This window comes from Sphingomonas sp. (assembly GCF_965248875.1).
In the GTDB taxonomy this organism is placed as follows: domain Bacteria; phylum Pseudomonadota; class Alphaproteobacteria; order Sphingomonadales; family Sphingomonadaceae; genus Sphingomonas.
In genome coordinates, this window is the sequence record NZ_CBDFKR010000011.1 from 1,868,208 (window position 1) to 1,892,364 (window position 24,157).

The following is a 24,157-nucleotide window of genomic DNA, read 5'->3' on the forward strand; positions in this document are numbered from 1 at the left end:
CGGCCTCGCCCTGCGCAAGCAGGGCGAGGTCCCGTTACCGCCCCACCGCCACATAGGTGAACCCCGCCGCCTCCACCGCCTCGCGCCGATAGATGTTGCGCAGGTCGACCAGCACCGGTGCCGCCGCCACCTCCTTCAGCCGCGCGAAGTCGAGTGCGCGGAAGGCATCCCATTCGGTCACGATCACGGTCGCGTCCGCCCCCGTCGCGGCCTCGTAGGCATCGCGGCAACAGGTCAGCACAGGCATCATCGCTCTTGCTGCGTCCATGCCCTCGGGATCATAGGCGCGCACCTCGACACCGGCATCGGCCAGCGCCTGGGCGATCGCCAGCGACGGCGCATCGCGCATGTCGTCGGTATTCGGCTTGAAGGTCAGCCCCAGCAGCGCCACCGTCTTGCCTCGCGGTTCCCCGCCCTCCGCACCGGCGCCAAGCGCCGCCAGGACCTTGCGCCCCATCGCACGCTTGCGGCTGTCGTTCACCTTCACCACCGCTTCGACGATCTGGATCGGCGAGCCGAAATCCTCCGCTGTCTTGAGCAGCGCCAGCGTGTCCTTGGGGAAGCACGAGCCGCCATAGCCTGGTCCCGCGTGGAGGAACTTGCGCCCGATGCGGTTGTCCAGCCCGATGCCGCGGCTGACCTCCTGGACATCGGCGCCTACCGCCTCGCACAGATCGGCAATCTCGTTGATGAAGGTGATCTTGGTCGCGAGGAAGGCGTTGGCGGCGTATTTGATCAGCTCGCTGGTGCGCCGGCCGGTGAACAGGATCGGGCTCTCGCCGAGATATAGCGGGCGGTACACGTCCTGCATCACCGCGCGCGCATGGGGATCGTCGGTGCCGACGACGATGCGGTCGGGGCGCTTGAAATCGCCGATCGCGGCGCCCTCGCGCAGGAACTCGGGATTGGAGACGACGGGCGCGGCGGTGTCGGGCCGCTTCTCGCGCAGGATGCGCTCCACCTCGTCGCCCGTGCCCACCGGCACCGTCGATTTGGTGACGACCACGCTCGGCCGCGTCAGCGCGGCGGCGATCTCTTCGGTCGCGGCGAAGACATAGGAAAGATCGGCGTGTCCGTCGCCGCGCCGCGACGGCGTGCCGACCGCGATGAAGATGGCGTCGGCATCCGCGACCGCGGGCGCCAGCTCGGTCGCAAAGCGCAGCCGCCCGGCTGCCGCGTTAGTCGCGACCAGGTCGTCCAGCCCCGGCTCGTAGATCGGCATGCGGCCCGCCCGGAGCGCCTCGATCTTGCCCGCATCCTTGTCAACGCAGGTCACCTGATGCCCGAAATCGGAGAAGCAGGCGCCGGAAACCAGGCCGACATAGCCCGAACCGATCATGGTGATGCGCATAGTAGAACCGTGTTGCCGAGGAGGTTGGCCGCGGCCTTACCGCAGCGCCCGGCAATTGCCACCCGGCGCGGTGTTGGCGACATGGCCGCCTATCAATGTGACTGGCCGACGGCCGCGGTCAGCGGACACATGCCCGTTCGTTCAATGTCAGCGTTAGTCCTTGGGCTGATGCCGGAACCGTGTCGCCGACATGGCGCGTCAGCAGTGCAAGCGGGCCGTTCTCCACAGCGACAAGACCGCCAGCGCTTCGCACGGTGACCTGCACCTTGTCCGCATCCCATCTTGGACGAAGCCCCGGCGCGATGTTGGCGACCACGGCCGATGTCCGACTCGAGGGTTGCTTCTCGCAGGCCGCCACCAACGTGGCTGTGCCCCGCAGCAGGCCAAGGCCCAACATTGGCATATCCGGCCTTGCACGTTCGATCTGCAAGCGATCGAGACCTGAGCCTAACGCGCTGAAATGCTCCAGCTCGGACGTAGCCGAATACCCAGGCAGGCCGCGTCCGTAGAATTAAGCGCCCCTAAAGCAGAAAGGGGCCGGCCTTGCGGCCGACCCCCTCTTCACATTCATCCGAACGTAAGCGACTTACTGACCCGCACCCGGGCCATAGGTCACTTCCACGCGGCGGTTCTGCACTTCGCGGACACCATCGGCAGTATCGACGCGCGGGCGGCTCTCACCGAACGCCTGCGTCGTGATCACCGAATCGGCGATGCCGTGCTGCGACAGATATGCCTTCACGCTGTCGGCGCGACGCTGCGACAGCCCGACATTGTACGCCGGCGCGCCGGAGCGGTCCGCGTGACCCGCCAGCATGACCTGCGCGTTGCCGCAAGTCTGATACTGGGTAACGGCGTTGTCGAGGATCGACTGCGCCTCGGGCGTGATGTCCGACTTGTCCCACTCGAAGAACACGATGAACGGTCCCGGCGAACAGACCGGCGGCGGCGGCGGCGGCGGGGTCACGTCCACCGGCGGCGGCGGCGGCGGGGTTACCGGCGGCGGCGGGGGCGGCGGCGGGGTGAAGAAGTTGTACGTCACACCGCCCATGATGCTGTGCGACCGGAACTTGCCGTCATAGGTCCGGTTGGTCGTGTCGATCAGCCGGACGCTGTCCGCCGTGAAGAAGCGATATTTCAGCGTCGCATCGATATGATCGCTCAGCGGCGCGCGGATACCCGCGAGGCCCTGATAGGCGAACACCGTATCCGAGTCGTCGGCGAAGAAGCCGCGACGGGTCAGGCCATAGGTGCCCTTAACGCGCGCGACGCCGACGCCGCCGCCCACAAAGCCCTGCACCCCGTCATCGCTGCCGAAGTCGAGCAGGCCGTTGACCATGAACGACAAGGCGTTGGTGCGGCCGTCGGCATAGCCGTAGATGCCGGACGGAACGTTGGCGGTCGTGCCGGACGTCGTGGTATACGGCGTGGTCAGCGACGAGCGATAGCTGTCGACCGACGCGGAGCGGTAGCTCACCTCGGACTCGACGCGGAACCCGCCGAAATCATAGCCGATGGTGCCGCCGACATCCCAACCATAGTCGTGATTGACGACGCCGGCCCGCGCAGTGCGCGCCCCGGCCGCGGTGGTGATGTCGAAATTGATGTTCTCGACGATGGCCCCGCCACCCTCAACCCCGACATACCACGACTTGTCGTGGGCCAGAGCAGGCGTAGCGAGGGTCGTGGAGGCCAGCGCCAGAGCAATGGCAAGCTTCCGCATTTTAAACCCCTTTCACAGTGTCACTTCGGACAGCGCAAACTTACTACTCAAGCGATGGTTGCTGCGCAAGGTAACAATGCACGGCATCTGTGGCGCATGGGCCACAGTGTGCGGACCAATCCAAGGAAATGCGCGAGTTGACGATGGCAGGATGTTGGCGGCTGCGATCTTGGGTCGGCCGGTGACTGTCGCGCCTCAGCCCGCAATCAGCCCGTGCGCGGTCAGCGCCGCCAGGATAGCGCCGATCGCGCTCCGCGCCTCGGCGTCCGCGACGCTGCCCCCGGCCGGCGCAGTGACGGCCGGTCGCCGCGCGCCGACCACCTGCTGCCCGCCGATGAAGAGTTCCGTCGCGGCGATCCGTCCGACCCGCCACTGCCCGCCGGAATGGACCGCGGGACAGGTGTCGGCGAGGCTCCACACCGCCTGCCCTTCGCGCGGCCCCGCGAAGCGCCAGCCACCCGACGTCCACGCCGCCAGCGCACCGGCATGCCCGGCCCAGCCGCCGACCGGTGCGCCGCCCAGCACCCAGCACTGCCCGATCGCCGGGGTGGCGGGCGGCGTGTTGGTCCCCACCGCCACCGCGCTCGCGCCCTGCAGCAGATCGAGAATCGCCAGCGCCTCGTTGTGCGTCACCTCCTTTTGCGCCTGCCCCGCGTCCAGCAGCGGCAGCGCCCAGCGTCCCGTCTCGCTCATCAGTCCCCTCCTCAGATCACGACTTCGGTTTGTGTCGATTCGCCGAACGTGCCGCGCTGACGCACGCTCACGGTCACCGGCCCGGCGACGCGGTCGGCGGCGGTGACCTGGGCCACGGGTGCGGCGGTCACCGCCTCGCGCAGGCCGCCCGCCACCGCGACGGTGACGCGATACTCCTCGCGCTCTTCGCACAGCGGCGCGTCAACGCGGTCTAGCCAGCGCCAGCCCACGCGGCTGCGCCGCGTCCACCGCACCGCCGCGCCGCCCTCCTCGGTCGCGGTCCAGCCGAGCGCCACCGGCGCGGGCGGCAGCACCGACGCGCCCGTCACCGCCACGCGTAGCACCGCGGGCGCGACGCCGTCACCGATCCCCGCCGCCATCAGCTGCACCGCGCCACCCAGGCTGGCCAACGGCAGGTCGATCGCTCTGGCCGTATCCGGCGTCAGCAGCGCGAACCGCGTCCCCGCCGCCGCGCCGGTCGCGGTCGCCCTCCCCTGCTTATACGTATGCGTCGCAACCTGCCTACCGGGCGAATAGCTATTCCGTCGGCGTCGAGGGCTACTGGGACCGTTACCGCGAGGATATCGCCAGCCTCGAGAGCAACTCCGGCTACGGCGCACTCGACCTGGGTTGGGAGCACCACTACAGCCCCAACTGGTTCTCCCGCACCGAACTGCGCGGCGGCTACGGCCGCGAGGATTACAAATCCATCAGCGGCTCGCTCGACGGGACCGACCAGTGGGAATTCGACGGCCGCCTGCTCGCCGGTTACGACCAGTCCACCGGCAATGGCGGCCATATCAAGCCCTATCTCGGCCTCGATGCGCGCTACTACCGCGACGAAGGCAAAGGCGGCGTGACCAGCCTCGGCTTCAATGCGTATGACCGCCGCATCTTCCAGCTCATGCTGCCTGTCGGCGTGACGTATGACATCCCGACGGGCCGCGGCTTCCACTTCCTGCCCACCATCGAGGGCGGCCCGCTGCTCTACGGCAATGTCAGCACGCGCCTTGAGAACATCCCCGGCTACTCACAGCTCGAGAACCATCAGGGCAGCGGCTACGAAGTCCGCGGCGACTTCATGCTGAATGACCTCGACGATGCGGGCCGCGGTCTCGAATTCGGACCCTTCGTGCGCTACTTCCATATGGAGGATTCGGGCACGGATACCATCCCGGCCGGTACCTTTATCGAGCCGAAGAACAGCCGCCTGCAACTCGGCGCGAAGATGGATTACAAGTTCTAGAAAATCGAAACGCACGCGAGCCGGGCGAACCATCAGCCAGCGAAACTGCGCGCAAAGTCGGTCAGCGGAGCACTTGAAGCAATCAAGCCTTCTTCGCCTTCTCTTCTGCCACCAACTCCTTCTTCATGATCTTGCCGATGGCACTTTTGGGCAAGCTATCGCGAAACTCCACCACATGCGGCAATGCATACGCCGTAATGCGCGGCTTGAGGTACGCTTTCAATTCCGCCTCATCCAGCGTGCAGCCATCCTTCAGCACGATATACGCCTTGATCATCTGCCCGCGTGTCGCATGGTCGAGGCCAATTACCGCGCATTCTTTCACCTTCGGATTCGAATAAATCTGCTCCTCAACGTTGCGCGGATACACATTATACCCGCCGACGATGATCATCTCCTTGATGCGGTCGACGATGTAGAAATACCCGTCCTCGTCCATGTAGCCGACATCGCCCGTATGCAGCCGCCCGTTGCGCAGCACATTGTCCGATTCATCCGCGCGGTTAAGGTACCCCGCCATCACCTGCGGCCCACTGATACAAATTTCGCCGATCTCGCCCTGCTTCAGCACTGTCTTGCGGTCATCCTTGTCGATGACTTCCACCAACGTCCCCGGCATCGGCAAACCGATCGAGCCCGTTTTGTTTTCCCCGATCAGCGGATTGCAATGTGTCACCGGCGAGCTTTCCGTCAAGCCGTACCCTTCCACTAACACGCAGCCGGTGAGCTTCTCGAACTGCAATTTCACTTCCATCGGTAGCGGCCCGCCACCCGAAATGCAGTATTTGATGCTCGACAGATCGTATTTATCGAGCGTCCGCGCGTTGTTGATGGTCGCATAGAGCGTGCTCACGCCCGGCATCAGCGTCGGCTTCTTCGCATCGATATCTGCCAGCACATGTTTGAGGTCGAACTTCGGATGGATGATGATCGTCATCCCGTTGGCGATGGCGAGGTTCAGTGCCACCGTCATCGCGAACACATGGAAGAATGGGATCACCGCGAGCATCGTTTCCTCGCCCGCCTTCAACCCCGTCATCCAGCGCGTACATTGCATGGTATTCGCGTAAAGATTCGTATGCGTCAGCATCGCCCCTTTCGGCACGCCCGTAGTGCCGCCGGTATATTGCAGCACTGCGACGTGCGAATCCGGGATGATGTTCGGCGAATCTTTCAGCTCCGCCGACTCGAGCAATGTGTTTAGCGTTACATGGAAACTGTCATGCGGCGGGTGCGCGATGTCCTTCGCTTTAGCTGCGGCAAAAAGTGCCCGTTTCGCCATCGGCATCGCCTCGCCGAAATTGCAGACGACGATCTTGCGCAGCGTGCTGCTGTTGATGAACGGTACCAGCTTGTCATAGGTCTGGCGCAGATTCACGGTCGCCATCACCTCCACCTTCGCATCCTTCAGCTGATGCTCGATCTCGTGCCGCGAATAGAGCGGGTTGAAATTCACCACCGTCCCGCCGAGTTTCAGGATCGCGTAATAGCACATTACATATTGCGGGCAGTTCGGCATGAACAAACCCACGCGCGTATTCTTCGTGACACCGATGGCCGCCAGCCCTGTCGCCACCCGGTTCACCATTTCGCCGAGGCGTTTATAGGTGTAGGTCTTGCCGAAGAAATCGAGCGCATTCTTGTCGGGCCATTTCGCTACCGCATCATCCAGCAAATAATAAAGCGGACGGCCATAGAAGGATTCATGCCAGCTTAAGCCTTTGGGGTAGCAGGCTTCCCAGGGATAGGAATATGCGGACACCATAACAACCTTTCGTCAGTGCGAGAAGCGTCCGCAACGCGGCAACCCATCGTGCTATTCCCAGCTTGCCCTAGTTTTTTTGTTGTATCCTGAGTATGCGTGTTTTAAGTCCATCCGTCAAATGAGCATGATGCAAAGCAGCAATCCGATTCAAACGGATGTCGCCATTATCGGCGCCGGGCCGGTCGGCCTGTTCGCAGTGTTCGAGCTTGGTATGCTGAAGATAAAAAGCTGTGTGATTGATACATTGCCCGCGGTCGGAGGCCAATGCACAGCGCTTTACCCGGAAAAACCCATTTACGACATCCCTGGTTTCCCGAACATTCCTGCCGCCGAACTCATCGCCCAGCTCGAAAAGCAAGCCGCGCCTTTCGCACCCGAATACATCCTCGGCGAGCAGGTCACGCAGTGCAGCAAAACCGCTGGTGGCTTCACCTTGAGCACCAGCAAGGGCAAAACCATTCTCGCCAAAGCCATTATCATCGCTGCCGGTTGCGGCGCCTTCGGCCCCAACCGTCCGCCGCTGGCCGGCATTGAACAGTACGAAGGGGAAAGCATCCACTACATGGTCGCCAAGCGTGAAGACTTTCGCGACCAGAATATCGTCATCGCCGGGGGTGGCGACAGCGCCGTCGACTGGGCCGTCTCCCTCGCCGATGTTGCCGCAAAAATCTACGTTGTCCACCGCCGCGATAAATTCCGCGCCGCGCCGGACATGGTTGAAAAGATGTATGCCCTCGCCGCCTCGGGCAAAATCGAAATGGTCGTGCCCTACCAGCTCGAAGCGCTTGACGGTGCCGGCACAAAACTCACCGGTGTTATCGTCAAGAACATGGACAACACGCAGCGCACCATCACCGCGCACCATCTGCTCGCGTTCTTTGGCCTCTCTATGGAGCTGGGTCCCATCGCCGACTGGGGACTCAACCTCGATATGAACCATATCACCGTTGATCACGGCACGATGCAGACTACCACACCCGGCATCTTCGCCATCGGCGATATCGCCACCTACGCGCACAAACTGAAACTCATCCTTTGCGGCTTTTCGGAAGCAGCGCATGCGGCGCAAGCCATTCGCGAGATCGTTTATCCCGGTCAGGCCTATCACTTCGAATATTCAACGACTCAGGGGATAAAAACAGTTTAGCGGCGGTGTCTTTCGCCGTCAAAACTACGCTCCCATAACTTGCCTATATCCGCAATACGTCGCCGCTTTTCAACTTTTTGACGCCAATCGGAGTCGTCTGTAGCTTCAATTCGGCTACATTCGTTTCGCACGGTATCCATGCCTTCCCTGCTCATCGCCGCATACTTCGCGGCCGGAAGTTTCATTTCAGCCGCCAGTTTGCTGCCCGCTTCCCCCGCCGCTGAAACGAACAGGAATGGATGCACGTTGAGGCGGTAGATCCGCCCATAGCTTCCATCCGGAAGCGGCTCATCGAGCCCTTCGCCCAATTGCAACTGGCTATGGGCCATGCTGGAGCGATCACGTAGCAATTGCACGATATCCTGCTGCATCCGGTTCACCCAATGCTGCGGGCCGCCGCTTGGTGCAGTCCGCATGACGAAGCTACAGACACGCCCTTTTTGGTCGATATCCACGCGCGCCACACCACCACGCACCCCATCGATCATCGGCCCTTCGAATTTCAGCTGCGCTGCCACATCCGTCTGTACTGGCAGGATCGATACTTCACTCCTGCTCTGGAGCGTGCGATCATAATTGAACTGCTCCCGCAATATATTGCGCCTCGCAAGGTCATTTTCCTTCAGCAGCGGAACGGCCCGCCGCAGCACCCGGCCGAACAAATGATGATACGGGCGAATGGTCCCAGCTTCCTCCGGCACATCCTCGGCCGAGCGCACAATCGCACTGACCAGGCTCGTCGCCTTCTGCGTGAAATTCGCTGCCTTCGCATTGGAGAATTTCTGTGGATCGTTCTCCATCGTCAGGTTGCAGATGAGCGACGCAGTCTGGTCGGCGATCTTGACCTTTTTTGCGGCGAGGCTCATGGTGCGGGCGCGGTCTACCTGATACATTTCCTTGCCTTCGCCATACGCCGCCGGGTTCGTCACTTCACCCACGAGTAAAAGGATTGGCAGGACATCGTCGAAACTGGCCAGCTTATCCGTATTCTGGATACGCCCCCACAGTGCCTTGCGCAGTTCCTGCGTATCGCCATGGTATTTCGAATCTTGCTCGAGGCTGTCATGCAGCAGTGCCCCGGCAAGGGTAATCGGGTCCTTCTCGCCCATCGCCCGCATCAGGTCGAACGTGAGGATCGGATGAATAATATATTTCCACTGCGGGTCGATTTTGTCGCGCGATTGGCCCGCATGCGCCAGCGTCGCCACCTCGAATGCCGCGTTGATGATCGCCCGGCCACGCGCATCGAAATTCGGGTCCCGATTGATATCGAGCGTATGTCGGTACGGATATTTTGCCATGAAGATAATTTTCGCCTAGATTGCTATTCAGCCCCCTATTACAACATTAAACGATGTGAATTATGACAATTTGGTTAAGAACATGACGGCCCAGATCATCGACGGCAAAGCTTTCGCTGCGCATTTAAGCAAACAGGTCGCTCACGGCGTAAAAACCGTCAAAGCATCGGTCACCCCCGGCCTTGCCGTCATTCTCGTCGGCGAGGATCCGGCCAGCCAGGTCTATATCCGCAACAAAGGCAAAGCCTGCGCGGAGGCAGGCATCGCTTCCTTCGAGAAGATCCTGCCAGTCAGCATCACGCAAGCCGAACTCCTTATCGAGATCGCGCGCTACAACGCCGATACTAACGTCCACGGCATCCTCGTCCAGCTTCCCTTGCCGGATCATATCGATGCCCAGGCAATCATCAACGCCATCGACCCGTTAAAGGATGTCGACGGCTTTCACGTAATCAATGCCGGCAAGCTCGCCGTCGGTCAGGACGGCCTCGTCCCCTGTACGCCCCTAGGCTGCATTCTGCTGTTGAAAGACAAGCTCGGGAGCAGCCTTGCCGGTAAACATGCCGTTGTCCTCGGGCGCAGCAACATCGTCGGCAAGCCGATGGCGCAGTTGCTGCTGAAAGAATCCTGCACCGTCACCATCTGCCATTCGCGCACCGAGTTCCTGTCGCAGGAAACTCGCCGCGGCGATATTCTCGTGGCCGCGATCGGTAAGCCGGAATTCGTTAAGGGCAACTGGGTCAAGCCCGGCGCTACCGTCATCGATGTCGGCATCAACCGCGTCGCCAAAGCGGATGGCACGACCAAGCTCGTCGGCGATGTCGATTTCACCGCCGCTTCAGAATTCGCGAAATTCATTACTCCCGTGCCTGGCGGGGTCGGCCCCATGACCATCGCCTGCCTGCTGCGCAACACCCTACAGGCCGCGTGCGCTATCCATGGGGTGGCTTTTCCTCTCGGCTAGGGCACGTTGACTGATGAAGGGCTCAACACGCTTGTGATTCTCAAGGCGCGTATGCAGCTGTCCACGCGTGAGTTCCGTCGTCATCAGAAGCTGATGCGCGTCGCCGATGCCCGGCTCACGCATCACCGCATTATTCGCCACATTGATCAGGCATTCGCCGAGCTTATGGTCGCTATGCAGGAATGTGCGGGGATCATGCACGATGCTATCCTGGGAATAATCACTGACATGCAAATGCCGGTTAACTTGCTCACCTTTGGAATTCTCTTCGATCCAGCGAATCTCGTCCTCGGGCAGCAGGCCGCTCAGCACATATCCCGCGGGTAGCCGCTGGATGGTCGGGCGGGGCATGCGATCCGGATTCCGCCGCTGCGTCACTTTTTCCTTTATCTCCGCCAGTAATTGCCTGTCCGCCACTACGTCCGCATGCGCGGCTATGACGCTCGCCGCGGTGCCATAGCCGCTGGCTTTCAAAATCGGCAGAAGTGTCTCGGGCTTTGAATTCACGCTCCGGATGCGATGGATCGCCGTCATATCGTTGGTGCCGGTAAAGTAAAATTTGGTCAGGTTCGGGGCCGGAAAATCGCCGCGGGCGATCGGCGCGACACTGATCTCGACCAGTTCCTTCATTGTCTCCGCGATCACCGCATCCTGCCAACCGAGGCGTTTCAGCTCGGACACCAGTACGTCGGCCGTATCCTGCACGGCGATGGAACCATAGCTATGGCTGAACAGGGTTAGCGAGCTGAAACGTTGTTTCAACATCTCGGGCGTCAGGTCGCTGAGTCGCTCGCCCTTGCCCAGCAGCATCGGCAATACCGCGAACTGGGCGGCGAGACGCCCGTAGTGGGACTGCGGCTGACGCTCCATCCGGTAATGCGCGTGCTGCGCGCCGAAATCTTCATACGGTATTTCGTAGGTATTGAGGAAGATATCGACCGGCTCTGCTTGCTGCGCGCGGGCGCTCGTCAGCGCCTGCTCGATGTATTTGAATGACCCTATCAGTAAACGGGCTCCCGCCTGGTCGCTCACCCCTTCTCCGGGGAAAAGGATCACGCGGCGACGTCCCGGCTCGTAATGCAGGCTCGCCGGATTTACCCGCTCTAGCTCGGGCGGCTTGCCTTCTTCACGGTTCAATTTCACTAACATCGTAAGATAATAACAGCTGCATATGACAACGGTATGACAGCCAGAAAAAAAAGGGCTCCCACTTGGGAGCCCTTTCATTCTTTGCTGGGAATCAAAATCGTTAGTTGACGATCTCGACTTCCACGCGGCGGTCACGCCACAGGCACGCCTGTTCGGCTTTGCCCTTGGCGACGCCCGAGCACTCGGATTTCGACGAGGTCTCACCGAGGCCACGTACTTCCGAACGACCGGTCACCTTGATGCCTTTACCACGCAGGTACGCTGCAACGGTATTCGCCCGTTTCTGGCTCAGGCGCAGGTTGTAGCTCTCGGTGCCGATGATGTCAGCATAACCGACGATCCTTACGGCCGATACATGGTTCGAACGCAATGAAGCAGCCAGCGTGTTCAGCTTCGTCTTCGCAGCCGGCGTCAACGACGAGCTGTTGAAGTTGAAGTAAACAGTACGCATTTCGCTGCCGACAACAGCGCCGCATTTACCCGAAGCTGCATCCCATTTCGTGAGAACGCAGTCGCCGAATTTTGTCATGACCGGGCTACCGCCAACGGTGCGAACGTAATCTTTCGTGACAAACGCTGCGCTTGCCGATGCTGCCATCACCAGTACGCTTGCGGCTGCCAGAATCGTCGATGTTTTGAGAAGTTTCATGATGATTTCCTTAAGCTGTTATAAGTAGTGAACCGCTACACCACATCGCGCAGGGCGCTTGAGCAGTGCATCGCGATCATATCTGCCGATTCGCCAGTAAGATGCAAATAATGTGTGCTTCAAGGGGCCTGCTAAGCCACGATGACCCCCCACCTGTTGCAACTTTACCACAGCTGTGGCTGACCCAACCGTTGATGTTTAACTCAATGAAAAATATGCGAAGAAAAGAAATTATTCGTGCTATTGGCCGTGATTGCCAGAGTCGGATGAAATAAGCATCCCGTAACGTTTAATTTAAAGATTCTTAAACTTTTTTCCAGTACTATCAGTAACAAGAACTGAAAGGATTAAGCCCATGGCCGACAATCAGGATGTAGCAAGAGTCGCCCGCAACGGCACGATGCAAGTAAGTACGAACGGCGTTGATCGTCGCAGCATCACCAGTCCTGCTGTGCAGAGTACCGAAGCCCTTGCGTTTGGCAAAAACTCAACGGGCGACAACGTCGATGTTTCTCTCAATCGGGATCCTAAAAGCACGCAAGTCAGTGTCGGCATCGAGCAATCGGGCCGCCAGTATATCGCAAAAACCCGAAGCCATTCCCTGCAAACTCACCCGGCTTAAATCCATGATGTTTCCGCGGATATATAAATTTGCGACCGGCGGATTTCTCGCGTGTGCGTTACTAGCCGCCGCGACCTCAAGCGCATCCTCCAGTAGCACAGCATTGTTCGACCCGCCGGTGATGGTAACAATCCGCGGCTATGAAGGTGACGCGATGGAGCCATTCATCACTCGTGACGGCATGACTATGTTCTTTAACAACCTAAACGAGGACTCCCAGAATACCGACCTTCATTATGCGACAAAGCTTGATCGACTGACCTTTCAGTATCTGGGCAGGGTCGGCGGCGTAAACACAGATGCGCTTGAAGGTGTCCCCACAATGGACCAGAGCGGGAACCTCTTCTTCACCTCGCCGCGATCCTATGCCGCCGACAAGTCTACGATATTCACTGGGAAGTGGTCACAGGCTGGGGTTTTGGGGGTGCATCTCCTGCAAGGCGACGTTAGCCGCCACAAAACCTTCTGGTTCAACATGGACTCCGAAGTGAGTAGCGACGGACAGACCCTGTATTTTACCGACAATCATAAGCCTCTTATTGGCAGCATGGATATTTCGGAACTCGTTGTTGCCCATAGAACGGCGACGGGTTCTTTTATGCGTGATCCGGACTCGGCCAAGATACTGGGTGAGATTAACTCCAAGGATGACCTTGATTATGCGGCTGGCGTCTCCGGGGATGAACTAGAGCTATATTTTACACGAGCGCGTCCTGATGAGGGTAAAAGCGGTATATACATAGCAACCCGCTTATCTAAAAACGCACCCTTCGGCCAACCCGAAAAAATTGAGGCTATTCAGGGTTTTGCAGAAGGGCCAACGGTTGCGCCCGGCGATTGCGACATTTATTTCCATCAGAAATCCGACGGGCGGTTTCGTCTTTTCCTCGCGCACAGACATAACTGCCGAGCGTCGTGATCGAGCTTTTTTAGAGGCCAGGTGGGTGCGGCAGGAAGTTGGGCAGGCCCCTACACTCGAAGTCTATGATTACAGTGCCAAAGGTCCGAATGGCCAGCCAGCGCACGCAACGGTCAATAATCCTGAGCTCGCGGCGAAGCTGGCCAAAGACGTTATAGACAGTGCCGCACGCGCCCAGCGAGATCCCAGTGCGCATCGGGTAACGACTGCGGATTTCGACACCCTCGCGGGGGATGCCCGTGCTGCCCTTGCCGGCGCGAACCTGCCCACCCAGACGCAAGTCCGCGGCAAGTAATCAGCGTTTCCTGGCCTTCCTGACTATTACGTTCTTCACCGCAACCGGCTTCACCGGCACGACTACCAGCTCGTCACCGCGCACCGCATGGTAAGCGGCAACGTTCTTTTCATGGTCGGCCAGCGTCGCGGCGAAATGATGCCCGCCCGTTCCCGTCGCCACGAAATACAATGCATCCGTCTGGGCCGGGTGCAGCGCCGCCTCGATCGCGGCCTTGCCGGGGTTGCAGATCGGCGTCGGCGGCAATCCCGGGCGCGTATAGCTATTATACGGCGTATCCGTCACCAGGTCCGTCTTCGATAGCGGCCGCCCCATCGGGGCGCCGCCTTGCAGCAGCTCGATGCCATACACCACCGTCGGGTCGGACTGCAGCAGCTGCCCCGCGCGCAGACGGTTGATGAACACACCTGCCACCATCGCCCGTTCATCCACCACGCCCGTTTCCTTCTCCACCACCGAAGCCAGCACCAGCGCTTCCTCCGCTGAATGCACCGGCAAATCCGCCGCGCGACCTTCCCACGCCTTTGCCAGGTAATCTGCCTGTTCCTTCTGCAATCGCGCCAGCACCACCGCGCGTGCTTCACCGCGGGTAAAACGCATCGTGTCTGGCATCACGCTGCCTTCGATGATTGGCGGCACCTCGCCCGCGAGCAAAGGTTCCCCCAACAGCGCCGCGCGCACCTGATAGGCATTCCAGCCTTCGGGGATCGTCACCTTATGGATCACGATGTCGCCACGGACGATCTGCCCGATGACCTGTGCCGGGCTGAGTCCCGGCATGAAATAATATTCCCCTGCCTTCAATGCTGAATACTGATGCGACATAACGACCGGCAGTGCCGTCATCAGCGTCGGCGGCATAACGCCCGCGTCATGTAATTGCGCCAAGGTCTGCCGCACGCCTGTATGCGGCGCAATGATCACCGTCGTCGCTGTATACTGCCCCGGCGTGCGGTACGCCGAGATACTGTAGAACGTGAAGCCCAGTACGCTCAACGCAGTGACGAAGATGATGCTGAGGAGTAATGTTCTCATTCCTGAGAGCTATCGTTACGCGTGAAGAAAGTAAACGAGGATTGTCCGGGGGGGCGGCCAGAAACCAATCATCGCCGCGCTTGCGATCACGCATCGCCGCCCAGCCCGCTACCAAGGATGCGCTGGCGGAAATGCAGTTGCCGGTGAAAAATGAACGTGAGCAACAGCCCCATGATGCATCCCGCTGCCACCGCCGCTACGCGTTCGAGCGCGGTACTCCACAAATGCACACCCGCCGGATGCAGCGAGACGATGACGATCGCCGCCAGTGCCGGACGGCTCGCGCTCATCAAATTCAGCAATTCGCAGGCCAGGATAGTGATGATGATGGCGATGCAGATGGCTAGTGTCACGTTCGGCACCAGAAAGACGCACGCGACGCTGATGAAACTCGCCACCAGGTTCGCCTTGATACGCGTCGTGGTGAGCGGGATCACCTCCTTACTATCCGGCGACAGCACCAGCAGCATGGAGATGACGACCCACGTCACATCGGGAATCGAAAACGCGGCCCCTACGCCCATGATCGCCACGAACCCGACGACGCACTTCACCATGTAGAGCGCAATATTCTTGTGATGGGAGGTGATCGGCATGCCATGCACGCTAATCATCCGCGGTCAAAAGTAAACCGTATTAACGCTGGACGACGCTGATTCCGAAATCCTGCGGACGGATCTGGTAATCCTGCGGTCTCAATGTGTTTTTCTGAGTCACGGATTCCATCAGGTGATTGGTCGTCGCCATGACTTGCTCCATATCCGCGCCACGGATGGCAACTGCATTCCCGGTACGCGTCACTTGGCCGGAACCGGCCTTCGCAATCAACGCATCGACCTTAACGCCGAATTCTTTGATTTCGAGGTCTTTCAGGAAACCGTCGTTTTTGCTGTGGCCATACTCGATCGACATCATGATCCCGCCCTGTTTATCCGGATCGAACGCCACGTTCGTAATGCCGCCTTCGGAGAGGTTTTGCAACGGCGAGCGCTTCAAACGCTTTTCCACCGTGGCGGCGAATACGATTTCCTGCGGGTAAGTGAGCTCGCCATTATCATTCATCGAATGCGCTCTGATCGCATCAATATAAGATTTTGGCGGCGGAACGTCCGCGTCGACCCCGGGAATTTCATCGCAGTAACGACGACGACTGTGCCTACGGCCGCTCGCTAATTCATTCCAACGCTTTGCGATCTTTGCAGCACGCTCGCCTTCCAGCCGCCCTGTTTCGGTATTCATTATTGCTTCACTCATGCTATCCTCCAAAGGTTTAAGAGAATATATATTGGGAAGCCTGGGGATAATGTGACAGTTACGTGAAGATTCAGGCCACCTTTTTGAAGATCAGGCTTGCATTCGTGCCGCCGAAACCGAAACTGTTCGATAACACCGCCTCTACCTTTTTTTCCTTGGCTTTCAACGGCACAAGGTCCATGCCCGCGACCGATTCGCTTGGGTTCTCAAGGTTCAGCGTCGGCGGCAATACCCCGTGCACCATCGCCAGCACCGCGAAGATCGCCTCAACCGAACCCGCCCCGCCGAGCAGGTGCCCAATCGCCGATTTCGTGCTCGACATGCTCACCGTGGTATTGCCGAACAGGCGGCGTACCGAACCTGCCTCGATCTCGTCCCCCTTCGGCGTACTCGTACCGTGCGCGTTGATGTAGCCGATATCCTCCGCCTTCAAACCGGAATCCGCGAGCGCCATTTGCATGCTGCGGAAACCGCCATCGCCATCTTCGCTCGGTGAGGTAATATGATACGCATCGCCTGTCATCCCATAACCGCCGAACTCGGCAAAGATCTTCGCGCCGCGCGCTTTTGCATGCTCGTATTCCTCAAGTACCACGATGCCCGCCCCCTCGCCCATCACGAAGCCGTCACGGCCCTGGTCCCACGGCCGCGAGCCTTTTTCCGGCGTCTCGTTATAGCTCGTCGAGAGCGCCCGCGCCGCCGCGAACCCCGCGATGCCGATCCGGCATACCGCCGATTCCGCCGAACCCGCGACCATCACGTCCGCATCGCCACGCGCAATAATTTTTGCCGCATCGCCGATTGCATGCGCCCCTGTGCTGCACGCCGTTACTACTGAATGGTTCGGGCCCTTCAGACCGTGCTTGATGCTCACCTGGCCGCTCGTGAGATTGATTAGGCAGGCCGGAATAAAGAACGGTGACACCCGGCTCGGCCCGCGTTCCTTCATCATCAGCACTGTTTCCTCGATCGCCTGCAAGCCGCCGATACCGGAACCGATCATCACGCCCGCACGCACGCGTTTTTCTTCCGTGCTCAGGTCGATGCCAGATTGCTTGATCGCCTCATCCGCCGCACCCATCGCGAAATGGATGAATTCGTCCATCTTCTTCTGTTCCTTCGGCTCGATATGCAGGTCGACATCGAATTCGCCGTCGCCCTTGCCGCGCGGCACTTGGCCAGCGATCTTCGCCTTCAAATCGCTTGTGTCGAATTTGGTGATGGCCGTAATACCCGATTTCCCGGCGATCAAATTCTTCCATGTGGTGTCCACATTCGGCCCAAGCGGGGTGACGAGGCCCATGCCGGTAATGACGACGCGACGGTTCATAAAAACTCCTGTGACTATTTAGTTCCACCCTCACCCCGTCATTGCGAGGCCTTCAGGCCGCGGCGATCCATCTGTCTTCATTTGGCCAGGATGGATTGCTTCGCTTAGGTGCTCCAATGACGGTGCGGGTAGCTTTCGATCAATTCAAATAATTGTGAACAGTAGGCTTAAAAACAAAAAGCGCGGCAAGATTCCTAAAAATAGGTCGCTCGCTCGCGCTTTTCAATTATCTCTCAGCGTAATGCTTACGCCGCGTTCTGCTCGATGAAATCGATGGCATTCTTTACGGTCTGGATCTTCTCCGCCGCTTCATCCGGGATCTCGACGCCGAACTCTTCTTCGAACGCCATCACGAGTTCCACCGTATCGAGCGAATCAGCGCCCAGATCATCGATGAAGTTCGCCTCGGGGGTCACTTTTGCTTCCTCAACGCCGAGATGTTCAACGACAATCTTTTTGACGCGCACTGCAGTATCAGACATGGAATCCTCATGGTTTAGTGAATCAAGCGAACGAGCGGCATTTATGTTTATCGTGGCCAGTTCGGGAACGTCTGGCGGCTTTACCATAGGCTCGAATGCTTTGGCCAGAAAAATATTACTGAATATAACAACCACCTGCGCCTGTCACTAGCTTGCAACCAGCCAATTAGCAAATGTCATGAAAGCTTAACACACTCACGTTTTGTGGAAGGTAAGATATATATATACCAAACTTGGATAAAAATATGGCCGACAGTACAGATATACTGACAAAACAATCTGATTTTTCGTTGCTGACGAGAATAGGCTTCAGGTCTGCAATCCCTTCCGATTCTGTGACCTTGACCGATCAGCAAGGCAATCAGTTGGTGCGTTATGGTGATATGTCAGCAATTGTCATCAATGGTGCCGGAGAGAAAATCTGCAAGCCACAAGAGTCGGAAATTGCGCATATGCTGTACAACTTGTTTGAAGTAGATTCGAACTTATTGCGTTATGCGTTTTACGGAACACGGTTCTATCAAGCCCCAGTCAATGCCATCCCCAATCTCTGTAAAGCCTCGCGCGAACGCTAGACCATTAACAACCCGCCATTGATATGCAGCGTCTGCCCCGTAATGTAGCTTGCCGCATCGCTCGCGAGGAAGGCCACCCCCGCCGCGATATCCTCCGGCAAGCCGAAACGTGCGGCAGGAATATTAGCCGTGATCCGCTTCTGCTGTTCGTCGTTTAATTTCTCCGTCATCGCCGTCTTGATGAAACCCGGCGCGACACAGTTCACCGTGATGCCGCGGCTGCCTACTTCCTGCGCCAATGACTTACTCATGCCGATCATCCCGGCCTTGCTCGCACAGTAATTCGCTTGGCCCGGATTACCCATCACCGCTACCACCGAACTGATATTGATGATGCGTCCGCTGCGCTGTTTCATGAACGGTTTTAGCACAGCGCGGTTCAAACGGAATGTCGAAGTCAGGTTGATCGCAATCACGCTTTCGAAATCCTCATCCTTCATCCGCATCGCAAGTCCGTCCTTGGTCACGCCTGCATTGCACACCAGAATATCCAGCCCGCCCAACGCCGCTTCCGCCTGCCCCGGCAGCGCATCGACCGCTACCGCATCCGTCAGGTTGCATGTCAGGATCTTCGCGACGCCACCCAGTTCCGACATTCAACTGCCTCAAGCGCCTCGACCCGTGTGCCGGAAATCGCCACGCTCGCGCCCTGCAGCGACTAGCGCCTTGGCGATTGCGCCACCAATGCCGCCCGATGCGCCGGTGATGAGTGCCTTTTTTCCCTGTAAGTGTGCTCATTGGATGTCCTCCTATTCTCAATTTTCGTTTCTCTAACCTGTCCGGCTTGCCTCATCAAGCGCGAAGGTCCAGTCTTCGCTTCAGTGAATCTTAAAAGATGGATGCCGTACCATGAAGTCCGGCTATGACTTGGTTGGGGACTCACCACTGCTTTACTGAACTTGCCATCGCAGCATCCGCTGCGGCGTCCCGATATTCACCAGCCGTGCCGGCAAGCGTCCTCACGGCGCGATGCGTTTGATTAAGCCACGACAAGTCGGTCGATACTAACCGTGAACGCCGATTTCACATGACTTGCGCACCGACGCCGATGACCTTTCATGCGCGCGATCGCTGTCCACCCAGCCGCACCATGCCAGTGTCGACTTGCCTGCACCAATAGCTCCTTGCATGAAGGCGGGGTCCGCCTCAACAACCAGCTCGGCGCGTCACGTTGCGCAATGAGGGGCACTGCGGGAGATTTAAGTTCATGCAGGACCGCTTAGCCGCCATCATTGCATCACCAATGCAGATTGATCTGGGCGCCATCAGGCTGCAATCGAAACGGATGCGGAAAGCGGCAAGCGGCGAATGCCGCCGCTTGGCGGCCTTTTTCTTTCGCCGCCTTCGATCGCGAACGCGTCCAGGTCCCACGCGCGCTTCCGGAAAGTCACAATCTGGTATTTCCGGTGCGATGCGCTTGATGAGCCCGCAATCTCGCATAATTTCGCCGTGGCCGATCGCGGTTACGCGCTTCGATGACAATGGCGCTCGCATCTTCTCGATGCTATCCGGGCCAATCACCGCCACCATGCCCGTCACGCCCCGCTGGCACCAGCAGTGCTTGCATCGCGTTGCCGCGAATGCGCCAGGAGGCGTGCCGCCGTTACGTTGGCGATGAGCGGCACTAGCGGATTTTTTACCTGCGCGCCCGTTAATGCGCCTTCCATCACCTTCGCCGCAGTGAGTGCCATCGGCGACGCAGATCGAACCCAGCGGAGACAACGAGCGGCAATGCCCAGCTTCGCGCCCTTTTGCATCGCCACGTCAAATGCCAGCTCAATCGACGCTTTCGCCATAATCGCCGAGTTGGGCGTTTTGGGTAGCGGTCGAGCTATGGCTTCGCGGTCTCGATCTTTCATCAGCGCGGAAAGCTTGAAATTGCAGCGCGTCGTCCACGATCTCTTTCACCAACACCATCGCGCGGCCTCGGGGAAGGTATCGACCATCCCGCCCTGCCCCATACCAATGGCACCGGGACCTGCTTGGCCTCGGGAATACAAGTGCGGTGGTCATATTTCTTCTCCTTCGCATTTAGCACGGCTTATATTACCCGTCGCATCGTCAGCGCCGCAATACTCCGCACTAGTCGAATGCCCGGGCAACGTGCACGGGATGCCGGCAGTTGCAGCAAACTCTAACCTAGAGTTGCTGCTGCATTACGCGGCTGGATCGCCGGGAGCGATGCCCGGGATGATCAGCTGGTTGCGCATTCTGTGTACGCGGTCAAAAACGCTTCCGGCCCATTGCGGTTAACAATGAGGCGCTGAAAGTTTGAACGACAACGGATTTGTCCACTATGGTGGGCAAGGGGACTTCCCGTGGTTAGCGGGGAATAGCATCACGTCAGCGGCGATCGCTCTGTTAAGCTGTTCAACGATTTATTTGAGAACTCATGTGCAGGGCACGCCCTGAATAGCGAGTGCGGTGGTCATAAAAATTTCCTCAGTCAAGGAGATGAGGCTTGGTTAACTTCTACCGTCGCTACGAGGTAACCGATTTAGCTCTGGACGTGTGCTCCACTGGCCATTTTGTCGCAAGTCAGCATGCAATGAGTTACGTGCCCAGGGATCTTCCGCAAAATCACTGCAGCTTCTTAAGTCGCTGTTGCTTCAGGCTTGGGCAGTGCGTAGGCATCCTGTGTTGCAGTGCCGCCAACATGACACGGATTGACCGTCGGGGAGGCATCATAAACGCTAGGTTCAGCCAGCGTAGGAAGCTGCGCGGCGATTTGCCGGTTTGCGCTTTGTAAACTCCACGATTTTCTCACGCGTGACGTCGGTGACGACGTAAACCCGAAGCCTCAGCACTTTCTTGACGCGTAATCTCCTCATACCCCTTACTATGAGGGTCGCTTACTCACTGAGCGTCAATGTTGCCTTGAGGCCGTTTTTGGGGTCACGGCGTCAGCGTACGCCTGATTGATACCATTCGCGCGGATGGCCGATCGCGCGTAAGAGGTTCGTACCGCACGATGTCCTGTCTTTGTCGCATCCTTCGTGATCCGTCCCTGCGGATCACCGGGGAACTGGTCACCATGTGTGCAAGAAGTGCCTGCACTTAAAGAACTTGTCGAAACGCCGCGGCAGGTGGCCGGGGTTATTGGTCTTGGCGCGGGTGTCGCCACGTTCTTCCCGGCGCATTATCGCTGCTAGCGTGGCCATGGACGCTGGCTCCATTGCTTAGGTTATCTCGCGAGCGCAAGCTAGCCGGGGCGGCAGGCTCGATAATGTATTGAAGATAACGTGACAGCGGCGGCGGCTGCAGTATAACGGGTCCACGCTTGCATGCGGCAGGAGGGGCAATCAGGTGCAGTGGCTATCAGCTTGGTCAGTATAATGGTTTAGGTGTACTCAGTCGAGTCATATGTTTGCTCCATCATGTTGTTGTTTTTTGGTGTCGTAGGTCGACACACCCAACGTACCACCCCAATGTGACAGTTTCGTGACAGTTCCGCGGGAGATTTGTGAAGTTTTTGTGACAATCGGCAGAAAAACGTCCCTTTTACTACCATTTTCCCCTTGCCAATCCTCCTCCCACCGCCTATAAGCCCGGCTCCCTCGAAGGGGGAACCTTAATTCATAGGTCATCCGTACACCACTACATGGGGTAGTTGGCCCTGGAAATCAATTACAAGCGCGCTGGCCGTTAATGGGAGATAGAGAATGGCATTTTACGAATGCACCTTCGTCACGCGTCCGGATTTTTCCCGCGCTGACGTCCAGAAACTCACCGACACGTTGAGCAAGATTGTCACCGACGGTAAAGGCTCGATTGTGAAAACGGAATACTGGGGCCTGCGCCAGCTCGCCTACAAGATCAACAAGATGAGCAAGGGCCACTACACCATGCTCGGCATCGATTGCGAAGCCGCGACCTTGAAAGAGCTCGAGCGCAACATGGGTATCAACGAGGACATCGTCCGCACCTTGACCGTGCGTGCCGACACGATGGACACGACCCCGACCGTCATGATGCAAAGCAAATCGGGCGACAGCTACGAATCCCATCTCACTTCCGCCGCATAAGGAGCTACCATGAACGATTTCCAATCCCGCGCCCCTCGTGGCGACCGTCCGGCCGGTGGCCGCAGTGAAGGCCGTAGCTTCGGCGGCGGTGACCGTGAAGGCCGTCCGGCCCGTCCCGGTGCCGAAGGCGATGCCGCCGGTGGCCGCAAAGTCTTCTTCCGCCGTCGCAAGTCGTGCCCCCTCACCGGTCCGAACGCGCCGACTGTTGATTACAAGGACGTGAAACTCCTCGGCCGCTTCATCTCGGAGCGTGGCAAAATCCTGCGAGCCGTATCACCGCCGTTTCCGCGAAGAAGCAGCGTGCCTTGTCCCAAGCGATCAAGCGCGCCCGCAACCTCGCCCTTCTCCCTTACGTCGTCCAGTCATAGGAGTATAGATCATGGATGTAATTCTCTTGGAACGCATCAGCCGCCTCGGTTCCGTCGGCGACGTGGTGAAAGTAAAGAACGGCTTTGCCCGTAACTTCCTCCTGCCGCAAAGAAGGCCCTGCGCGCCACCGAAGACAACAAGCAAGTCTTCGAAGGCCGCCGCGCCGTGCTGGAAAAACAGAACTCGGAGACCAAAGCGGTTGCTGAGAAACAGGCCGCGACGATGAAGGACCTTTCGGTCAGCATCATCCGCCAGGCTTCGGAAGATGGTAAACTCTACGGTTCGGTTGCTGCACGTGACGTCGAAGTTGCGCTTCAGGAAGCCGGCCACAAGGTCGAGCGTCGCTTCATCGACCTTACCACCGCGATCAAGTCGCTCGGCGTATACGAAGCAACGTTGAACCTCCACCCGGAAGTTCACGTGAAAGTAAAAGTACAGGTTGCCCGCAACGCCGAAGGCCTGCTCGCGCAGGAGCTGGAAGCCAAAGGCGATGCGAAAGCGGAAGCGAACACCGAAATGTTTCGATGAGCCGGAAGCCAACACCGCCGAGGAAGAATCCGAAGCCTAGGTTATTTCCGCATCACGAAAATGAAAAACCCAGCCATTCGGTTGGGTTTTTTGTTGGTCGTCATCAAACTGTCATATCTTTCAAGTAAAGTAATGAGGCAGGCATAGATCTGCGTAAAAACAATCTACAGGGAGCAAACACCATGACGAAATCGACCACATTCGACCCGGTTGAGTCCATCCAACCGCAAAAACCCGAAACCCCGAAAAACAACAATAGCCATGGCAGCGTGACCAGGCACACGGGGGTATCGACCGATTTACACGTTACGTTCGACCGCGCTAACGGCAACTATGCCCTTAGCGATGATCGCGGCAACAGCGTCAATGGTCAGAACACCGTGTACCGAGCATCAGCTGCGGTGGAGTTCCGCAAAAGATCGATTTAGGCAAAGTGATGGCTGGCGCGGCGGGGTTGGGCGCCATTATCGGAAACTTGGCACCGCATAGTTTCCTCGACACCCTGCCGCATGGTTCAGTCCCAACGCTGCCTGCGCCCTTGGCCCCACGTGCCCTGCCGCCTCGTCCGCAGATCAATCCTCAGCGTTCTGCCCAGGCTGGGTCGCTATTCCCGGCCGCCGCGATTGCCGCAGAACGGGCGCCATCATCGTCACCACTCGATGCACTAAAAAGCATTAAGGCATTCGATGGCACGCTCACAGTCGATGGCCCCGGGCCATTGCCAGCCCTTTGCAG

General features: G+C 58.7%; 25 protein-coding genes and 2 pseudogenes. 11 read left to right on the top strand and 16 right to left on the bottom strand.

What is annotated here, in order from left to right; all coding sequences use genetic code 11:
- Positions 1–34: 34 nt before the first annotated feature.
- The 4 genes from ACP2AD_RS16305 to ACP2AD_RS16320 form a co-directional block, all read right to left on the bottom strand.
- Positions 35–1,351 (bottom strand): UDP-glucose dehydrogenase family protein, encoded by a 1,317-nt coding sequence (locus tag ACP2AD_RS16305; protein ID WP_425231087.1) that lies wholly within the window; start codon positions 1,349–1,351, stop codon positions 35–37.
- Between the two features lie 586 nt (positions 1,352–1,937).
- Positions 1,938–3,074 (bottom strand): OmpA family protein, encoded by a 1,137-nt coding sequence (locus ACP2AD_RS16310; protein WP_425231088.1) that lies wholly within the window; start codon positions 3,072–3,074, stop codon positions 1,938–1,940.
- Positions 3,075–3,269: 195 nt separating this feature from the next.
- Entirely contained in the window at positions 3,270–3,767 is a 498-nt protein-coding gene (locus ACP2AD_RS16315; RefSeq protein WP_425231089.1) for a DUF2793 domain-containing protein, read from the bottom strand.
- Between the two features lie 11 nt (positions 3,768–3,778).
- Entirely contained in the window at positions 3,779–4,177 is a 399-nt protein-coding gene (locus ACP2AD_RS16320) for a hypothetical protein (RefSeq protein WP_425231090.1), read from the bottom strand.
- A gap of 446 nt (positions 4,178–4,623) precedes the next feature.
- Between ACP2AD_RS16320 and ACP2AD_RS16325 the strand changes: the two genes are divergently transcribed.
- The gene (locus ACP2AD_RS16325) at positions 4,624–5,013 is read left to right on the top strand and encodes a hypothetical protein (protein WP_425231091.1); all 390 of its coding nucleotides are present in this window, start codon (positions 4,624–4,626) and stop codon (positions 5,011–5,013) included.
- An 82-nt stretch (positions 5,014–5,095) separates the two neighbouring features.
- Here the strand turns inward: ACP2AD_RS16325 and ACP2AD_RS16330 are convergent, their stop codons facing one another.
- Positions 5,096–6,775 carry a long-chain-fatty-acid--CoA ligase gene (locus ACP2AD_RS16330; protein ID WP_425231092.1) on the bottom strand — a complete coding sequence of 560 codons (1,680 nt, stop codon included), beginning with the start codon at positions 6,773–6,775 and terminating at the stop codon, positions 5,096–5,098.
- Between the two features lie 121 nt (positions 6,776–6,896).
- Here ACP2AD_RS16330 and ACP2AD_RS16335 point away from each other — a divergent pair, with 121 nt between their 5' ends.
- Positions 6,897–7,925, top strand: coding sequence for an NAD(P)/FAD-dependent oxidoreductase (locus tag ACP2AD_RS16335; protein ID WP_425231093.1), 1,029 nt, complete (start codon positions 6,897–6,899; stop codon positions 7,923–7,925).
- On the opposite strand, the gene ACP2AD_RS16340 is transcribed toward ACP2AD_RS16335, so the two are convergent.
- Complete coding sequence (locus tag ACP2AD_RS16340) at positions 7,922–9,226, bottom strand: hypothetical protein (RefSeq protein WP_425231094.1); 1,305 nt, start codon at positions 9,224–9,226, stop codon at positions 7,922–7,924. The genes ACP2AD_RS16335 and ACP2AD_RS16340 overlap by 4 nt on opposite strands.
- Positions 9,227–9,308: 82 nt before the next feature.
- Between ACP2AD_RS16340 and folD the strand changes: the two genes are divergently transcribed.
- Positions 9,309–10,190, top strand: a complete 882-nt coding sequence (gene folD / locus ACP2AD_RS16345) for a bifunctional methylenetetrahydrofolate dehydrogenase/methenyltetrahydrofolate cyclohydrolase FolD (RefSeq protein WP_425231095.1) — start codon at positions 9,309–9,311, stop codon at positions 10,188–10,190.
- Here folD and ACP2AD_RS16350 read toward each other — a convergent pair.
- Complete coding sequence (locus ACP2AD_RS16350) at positions 10,143–11,339, bottom strand: hypothetical protein (RefSeq protein WP_425231096.1); 1,197 nt, start codon at positions 11,337–11,339, stop codon at positions 10,143–10,145. The genes folD and ACP2AD_RS16350 overlap by 48 nt on opposite strands.
- Before the next feature lie 100 nt (positions 11,340–11,439).
- Positions 11,440–11,988, bottom strand: coding sequence for an OmpA family protein (locus tag ACP2AD_RS16355; protein WP_425231097.1), 549 nt, complete (start codon positions 11,986–11,988; stop codon positions 11,440–11,442).
- A gap of 355 nt (positions 11,989–12,343) precedes the next feature.
- Here ACP2AD_RS16355 and ACP2AD_RS16360 point away from each other — a divergent pair, with 355 nt between their 5' ends.
- Together ACP2AD_RS16360 and ACP2AD_RS16365 are read left to right on the top strand one after the other, a co-directional pair.
- Positions 12,344–12,610, top strand: a complete 267-nt coding sequence (locus tag ACP2AD_RS16360) for a hypothetical protein (RefSeq protein ID WP_425231098.1) — start codon at positions 12,344–12,346, stop codon at positions 12,608–12,610.
- Positions 12,611–12,764: 154 nt separating this feature from the next.
- Positions 12,765–13,529: a hypothetical protein gene (locus tag ACP2AD_RS16365; RefSeq protein WP_425231099.1), complete on the top strand. Its 765-nt coding sequence runs from the start codon at positions 12,765–12,767 to the stop codon at positions 13,527–13,529.
- Positions 13,530–13,824: 295 nt separating this feature from the next.
- Here ACP2AD_RS16365 and mltG read toward each other — a convergent pair whose 3' ends face one another.
- The 5 genes from mltG to ACP2AD_RS16390 form a co-directional block, all read right to left on the bottom strand.
- Entirely contained in the window at positions 13,825–14,820 is a 996-nt protein-coding gene (mltG, locus tag ACP2AD_RS16370) for an endolytic transglycosylase MltG (protein WP_425231100.1), read from the bottom strand.
- 125 nt (positions 14,821–14,945) lie between these two features.
- The gene (locus ACP2AD_RS16375) at positions 14,946–15,455 is read right to left on the bottom strand and encodes an FUSC family protein (protein WP_425231101.1); all 510 of its coding nucleotides are present in this window, start codon (positions 15,453–15,455) and stop codon (positions 14,946–14,948) included.
- 40 nt (positions 15,456–15,495) lie between these two features.
- A complete protein-coding gene (locus ACP2AD_RS16380; RefSeq protein WP_425231102.1) occupies positions 15,496–16,113 on the bottom strand; it encodes a hypothetical protein in 618 nt (205 codons plus the stop codon).
- Between the two features lie 70 nt (positions 16,114–16,183).
- Positions 16,184–17,443 (bottom strand): beta-ketoacyl-ACP synthase II, encoded by a 1,260-nt coding sequence (fabF, locus tag ACP2AD_RS16385; RefSeq protein ID WP_425231103.1) that lies wholly within the window; start codon positions 17,441–17,443, stop codon positions 16,184–16,186.
- Positions 17,444–17,688: 245 nt separating this feature from the next.
- On the bottom strand, positions 17,689–17,925 hold the full coding sequence (locus ACP2AD_RS16390; RefSeq protein ID WP_425231196.1) for an acyl carrier protein: 237 nt from the start codon (positions 17,923–17,925) through the stop codon (positions 17,689–17,691).
- A 245-nt stretch (positions 17,926–18,170) separates the two neighbouring features.
- Here ACP2AD_RS16390 and ACP2AD_RS16395 point away from each other — a divergent pair, with 245 nt between their 5' ends.
- Positions 18,171–18,500: a hypothetical protein gene (locus ACP2AD_RS16395; RefSeq protein ID WP_425231104.1), complete on the top strand. Its 330-nt coding sequence runs from the start codon at positions 18,171–18,173 to the stop codon at positions 18,498–18,500.
- Here the strand turns inward: ACP2AD_RS16395 and fabG are convergent.
- From fabG to ACP2AD_RS16410, 3 genes and pseudogenes are all read right to left on the bottom strand, one after another.
- A pseudogene (gene fabG, locus ACP2AD_RS16400) lies at positions 18,497–19,207 on the bottom strand (3-oxoacyl-[acyl-carrier-protein] reductase). The gene ACP2AD_RS16395 and the pseudogene fabG sit on opposite strands and share 4 nt — an antisense overlap.
- Before the next feature lie 439 nt (positions 19,208–19,646).
- A complete protein-coding gene (locus tag ACP2AD_RS16405; protein WP_425231105.1) occupies positions 19,647–20,039 on the bottom strand; it encodes a hypothetical protein in 393 nt (130 codons plus the stop codon).
- Positions 20,036–20,359, bottom strand: a complete 324-nt coding sequence (locus ACP2AD_RS16410) for a hypothetical protein (RefSeq protein ID WP_425231106.1) — start codon at positions 20,357–20,359, stop codon at positions 20,036–20,038. The genes ACP2AD_RS16405 and ACP2AD_RS16410 overlap by 4 nt, the downstream gene beginning before the upstream one ends.
- 1,803 nt (positions 20,360–22,162) lie before the next feature.
- On the opposite strand from ACP2AD_RS16410, the gene rpsF reads away from it, so the two are divergent.
- From rpsF to ACP2AD_RS16435, 5 genes and pseudogenes are all read left to right on the top strand, one after another.
- A complete protein-coding gene (rpsF, locus tag ACP2AD_RS16415) occupies positions 22,163–22,525 on the top strand; it encodes a 30S ribosomal protein S6 (protein ID WP_425231107.1) in 363 nt (120 codons plus the stop codon).
- Positions 22,526–22,669: 144 nt separating this feature from the next.
- A pseudogene (gene rpsR / locus ACP2AD_RS16420) lies at positions 22,670–22,893 on the top strand (30S ribosomal protein S18); the annotation flags it as partial.
- An 11-nt stretch (positions 22,894–22,904) separates the two neighbouring features.
- Positions 22,905–23,120, top strand: coding sequence for a hypothetical protein (locus tag ACP2AD_RS16425; RefSeq protein WP_425231108.1), 216 nt, complete (start codon positions 22,905–22,907; stop codon positions 23,118–23,120).
- Positions 23,060–23,422: a 50S ribosomal protein L9 gene (gene rplI, locus ACP2AD_RS16430; RefSeq protein WP_425231109.1), complete on the top strand. Its 363-nt coding sequence runs from the start codon at positions 23,060–23,062 to the stop codon at positions 23,420–23,422. The genes ACP2AD_RS16425 and rplI overlap by 61 nt, the downstream gene beginning before the upstream one ends.
- Before the next feature lie 182 nt (positions 23,423–23,604).
- Positions 23,605–23,850 (top strand): hypothetical protein, encoded by a 246-nt coding sequence (locus ACP2AD_RS16435; protein WP_425231110.1) that lies wholly within the window; start codon positions 23,605–23,607, stop codon positions 23,848–23,850.
- The last annotated feature ends 307 nt before the right edge of the window (positions 23,851–24,157 follow it).

Bases quoted from the DNA above. Each gene is read 5' to 3' on its own strand.
- ACP2AD_RS16390 (WP_425231196.1), bottom strand. From the start codon at position 17,925: ATGTCTGATACTGCAGTGCGCGTCAAAAAGATTGTCGTTGAACATCTC.
- ACP2AD_RS16350 (WP_425231096.1), bottom strand. From the start codon at position 11,339: ATGTTAGTGAAATTGAACCGTGAAGAAGGCAAGCCGCCCGAGCTAGAG.
- fabF (WP_425231103.1), bottom strand. From the start codon at position 17,443: ATGAACCGTCGCGTCGTCATTACCGGCATGGGCCTCGTCACCCCGCTT.
- ACP2AD_RS16380 (WP_425231102.1), bottom strand. From the start codon at position 16,113: ATGAGTGAAGCAATAATGAATACCGAAACAGGGCGGCTGGAAGGCGAG.
- ACP2AD_RS16310 (WP_425231088.1), bottom strand. From the start codon at position 3,074: ATGCGGAAGCTTGCCATTGCTCTGGCGCTGGCCTCCACGACCCTCGCT.
- ACP2AD_RS16375 (WP_425231101.1), bottom strand. From the start codon at position 15,455: ATGCCGATCACCTCCCATCACAAGAATATTGCGCTCTACATGGTGAAG.
- ACP2AD_RS16365 (WP_425231099.1), top strand. From the start codon at position 12,765: ATGGAGCCATTCATCACTCGTGACGGCATGACTATGTTCTTTAACAAC.
- ACP2AD_RS16395 (WP_425231104.1), top strand. From the start codon at position 18,171: ATGGCCGACAGTACAGATATACTGACAAAACAATCTGATTTTTCGTTG.
- ACP2AD_RS16410 (WP_425231106.1), bottom strand. From the start codon at position 20,359: ATGAAAGATCGAGACCGCGAAGCCATAGCTCGACCGCTACCCAAAACG.
- ACP2AD_RS16435 (WP_425231110.1), top strand. From the start codon at position 23,605: ATGACGAAATCGACCACATTCGACCCGGTTGAGTCCATCCAACCGCAA.
- ACP2AD_RS16355 (WP_425231097.1), bottom strand. From the start codon at position 11,988: ATGAAACTTCTCAAAACATCGACGATTCTGGCAGCCGCAAGCGTACTG.
- ACP2AD_RS16315 (WP_425231089.1), bottom strand. From the start codon at position 3,767: ATGAGCGAGACGGGACGCTGGGCGCTGCCGCTGCTGGACGCGGGGCAG.
- ACP2AD_RS16340 (WP_425231094.1), bottom strand. From the start codon at position 9,226: ATGGCAAAATATCCGTACCGACATACGCTCGATATCAATCGGGACCCG.
- ACP2AD_RS16305 (WP_425231087.1), bottom strand. From the start codon at position 1,351: ATGCGCATCACCATGATCGGTTCGGGCTATGTCGGCCTGGTTTCCGGC.
- ACP2AD_RS16335 (WP_425231093.1), top strand. From the start codon at position 6,897: ATGAGCATGATGCAAAGCAGCAATCCGATTCAAACGGATGTCGCCATT.
- ACP2AD_RS16360 (WP_425231098.1), top strand. From the start codon at position 12,344: ATGGCCGACAATCAGGATGTAGCAAGAGTCGCCCGCAACGGCACGATG.
- ACP2AD_RS16425 (WP_425231108.1), top strand. From the start codon at position 22,905: ATGGATGTAATTCTCTTGGAACGCATCAGCCGCCTCGGTTCCGTCGGC.
- rpsF (WP_425231107.1), top strand. From the start codon at position 22,163: ATGGCATTTTACGAATGCACCTTCGTCACGCGTCCGGATTTTTCCCGC.
- folD (WP_425231095.1), top strand. From the start codon at position 9,309: ATGACGGCCCAGATCATCGACGGCAAAGCTTTCGCTGCGCATTTAAGC.